The sequence below is a fragment of the Pseudomonas sp. Sample_24 genome (genome assembly GCF_004307605.1).
In the GTDB taxonomy this organism is placed as follows: Bacteria; Pseudomonadota; Gammaproteobacteria; order Pseudomonadales; family Pseudomonadaceae; genus Aquipseudomonas.
The window spans coordinates 1-2,687 of sequence record NZ_RCNW01000285.1 but is presented as its reverse complement, the minus strand read 5'-3'; the positions used below and the strand labels follow the sequence as shown (position 1 = coordinate 2,687).

General features: G+C 57.8%; 4 protein-coding genes. All 4 read left to right on the top strand.

Annotated elements, in window-relative coordinates:
* The coding region (gene cheR, locus D8V06_RS15745; RefSeq protein WP_130931269.1) for a protein-glutamate O-methyltransferase CheR at positions 1 to 758 on the top strand (758 nt) is incomplete at its 5' end.
* 255 nt (positions 759 to 1,013) lie between these two features.
* Positions 1,014 to 1,421 (top strand): flagellar basal body rod protein FlgB, encoded by a 408-nt coding sequence (flgB, locus tag D8V06_RS15740; RefSeq protein WP_056853151.1) that lies wholly within the window; start codon positions 1,014 to 1,016, stop codon positions 1,419 to 1,421.
* Between the two features lie 3 nt (positions 1,422 to 1,424).
* The gene (flgC, locus tag D8V06_RS15735) at positions 1,425 to 1,868 is read left to right on the top strand and encodes a flagellar basal body rod protein FlgC (protein WP_007937507.1); all 444 of its coding nucleotides are present in this window, start codon (positions 1,425 to 1,427) and stop codon (positions 1,866 to 1,868) included.
* A gap of 15 nt (positions 1,869 to 1,883) precedes the next feature.
* On the top strand, positions 1,884 to 2,606 hold the full coding sequence (gene flgD / locus D8V06_RS15730; RefSeq protein ID WP_056853150.1) for a flagellar hook assembly protein FlgD: 723 nt from the start codon (positions 1,884 to 1,886) through the stop codon (positions 2,604 to 2,606).
* Positions 2,607 to 2,687: the final 81 nt, after the last annotated feature.

The following is a 2,687-nucleotide window of genomic DNA, read 5'->3' as shown; positions in this document are numbered from 1 at the left end:
GTGAAAACAAGCAGTACCTGGTCTCGAGCCGTCTCAACAAACTGATGGAGCAGCAGGGCATCAAGTCGTTGGGTGAGCTTGTTCAGCGCATGCAGACCCAGCCGCGCAGCGGTTTGCGCGAACAGGTTGTGGACGCCATGACCACCAACGAAACCCTGTGGTTTCGTGACACCTATCCGTTTGAGGTGTTGAAGAACAAGGTGCTGCCCGAGGCGATCAAGGCCAGTCCGGGCCAGCGTCTGCGGATCTGGTCGGCAGCCTGTTCGTCGGGGCAGGAACCGTATTCGCTGTCGATGTCCATCGACGAGTTCGAGCGGGTCAATATGGGCCAATTGAGGATGGGCGTGCAGATTGTTGCTACCGATCTGTCCGGCACCATGCTCAACAACTGCAAGACCGGCGAGTACGACAGCCTGGCCATTGGTCGCGGTCTCTCACCTGAGCGGCTGCAGCGATACTTCGACCCGAAAGGGCCGGGACGCTGGGTGATCAAGGCGCCGATCAAGAGCCGGGTTGAATTTCGCTCGTTCAACCTGCTGGACAGCTACGCAAGCCTGGGCAAGTTCGACATCGTGTTTTGCCGCAACGTGTTGATCTACTTCTCTGCTGAAGTGAAGAAGGACATCCTGTTGCGCATTCACAGTACGTTGAAGCCGGGCGGCTATCTGTTCCTCGGCGCTTCCGAGGCGCTGAACGGATTGCCGGATCATTACCAGATGGTCCAGTGCAGCCCGGGGATCATTTACCAGGCGAAATGATGCGAAGCAGCAGACTTAAAAACGGGAGTCCTCAGGGGCTCCCTTTTTTATGCCTGCCGTTTTCCATTACCCAGGGAGCGTGTTGCGTGGTGCAAGCGGCAGAAAAGCGGCATTCAGCGGAAACCGGTTGCCGCTTTTCTGGCATTGCCGCTTTGCCACTGCGCGCAAAGCCCCGGTTTACGGGCTTTTTTGAATTGGCATGACGCTTGCTATGTCCATCCTACGAAAAATCAGGTCACCCGAAGGTTTCCCGACATGAGCATCAGCTTCGATAAAGCGCTCGGCATTCATGAAAAGGCTTTGGGCTTCCGCGCGCAGCGTGCCGAAGTCCTGGCCAACAACATCGCCAACGCCGACACCCCGAACTACAAGGCGCGGGATCTGGAATTCTCGAAAGTGCTCGAGGCTCAGAACGATAAAGCCAAGAACGGCACATTCGCCTTGAACATGACCAACAGCCGACACATCGAAGCCGAAGGCCTGGGCAATGGCGACGAGTCGCTGATGTACCGCACGCCGATGCAACCTTCGATCGACCAGAACACCGTGGACGCCCAACTGGAACAGTCGAACTACGCGGAAAACTCCGTCAACTTCCAGGCCAGCTTCACCCTGCTCAACAGCAAATTCAAAGGGCTGGTGTCAGCCCTGCGCGGAGAATAAGCCATGTCTCTATCCAGTGTTTTCAACATTGCCGGTAGCGGCATGAGTGCCCAGACCACTCGCTTGAACACCGTCGCTTCGAACATCGCCAACGCCGAAACGGTTTCATCGAGCATCGACCAGACCTACCGTGCGCGTCATCCGGTGTTCGCCACCATGTTCCAGGGCGGCCAGAGCGGCGGCAGCGATTCGCTGTTCCAGAACCAGGACGCCGCGGGTCAAGGCGTTCAGGTGCTGGGCGTGGTCGAAGACCAGAGCAACCTCGAGGCGCGCTACGAGCCGAATCATCCGGCCGCCGACGCCAAGGGTTACGTCTACTACCCGAACGTCAACGTGGTGGAAGAAATGGCCGACATGATTTCCGCTAGCCGTTCGTTCCAGACCAACGCTGAAATGATGAACACCGCCAAAACCATGATGCAGAAAGTCCTGACCCTCGGTCAGTGATAAGGGGCGACTCAGATGAGTGTTTCCGATTCCACCGGTGGTTTGTCACTCAACGACATCCTGGCCAACTCCTCGATCAAGACCAACAAGGACACTGATGCCCTGGCGTCGGCGGCCAATAGTGCCACCGGTAAAAAGGCCTTGGGCAAGGATGCGTTCCTGCAACTGCTGGTGACTCAGCTGAAAAACCAGAACCCGCTGGAGCCGCAGGGCAATGGTGAGTTCGTTGCACAACTGGCGCAGTTCAGCAGCCTGGAAGGCATCACCACACTCAACGATACCGTGAGCGGCATTGCCGGCACTTTCGGTTCGTCCCAGGCATTGCAGGCGTCCTCCCTGGTCGGCCGTTCGGTCATCGCGCCGGGCGACAAGGCGGTGGTCGACACCACCAAAGGCATGACCGGTTCGGTCGTCCTGCCGCAGTCGGTGGCGCAAGCCGAGGTGAAAGTTACCGACAAGGACGGCAAAGTCATTCGCACCATTACCTTGGCTGACCAGAACGCGGGCAATGCCAGCTTCACCTGGGACGGCAAGGATGATGCCGGCAACGTGGCGCCAGCGGGTACCTACACCTTCGGTGCGACAACCACCATCGATGATCAGAGCGTTGCGCTGATCACCAACCTGCCGGCGACCGTCAACAGCGTGACCATCAGCCAGACCGGCGGTGAGTTGATGCTCAATCTGGCCGGGCTGGGCAGTGTCGCCCTGTCCAAAGTGCAAACCATTGGTATATAGAGCCGACTAACCCGGCACAAAGGAGTGGAACATGTCTTTTAACATCGGCCTTAGCGGTCTCTATGCCGCCAACAAACAACT

What these genes read in the sequence shown, in the direction of transcription:
- flgB (WP_056853151.1), top strand. Translation starts at nt 1,014, where the DNA reads ATGAGCATCAGCTTCGATAAAGCGCTCGGCATTCATGAAAAGGCTTTG.
- flgC (WP_007937507.1), top strand. Translation starts at nt 1,425, where the DNA reads ATGTCTCTATCCAGTGTTTTCAACATTGCCGGTAGCGGCATGAGTGCC.
- flgD (WP_056853150.1), top strand. Translation starts at nt 1,884, where the DNA reads ATGAGTGTTTCCGATTCCACCGGTGGTTTGTCACTCAACGACATCCTG.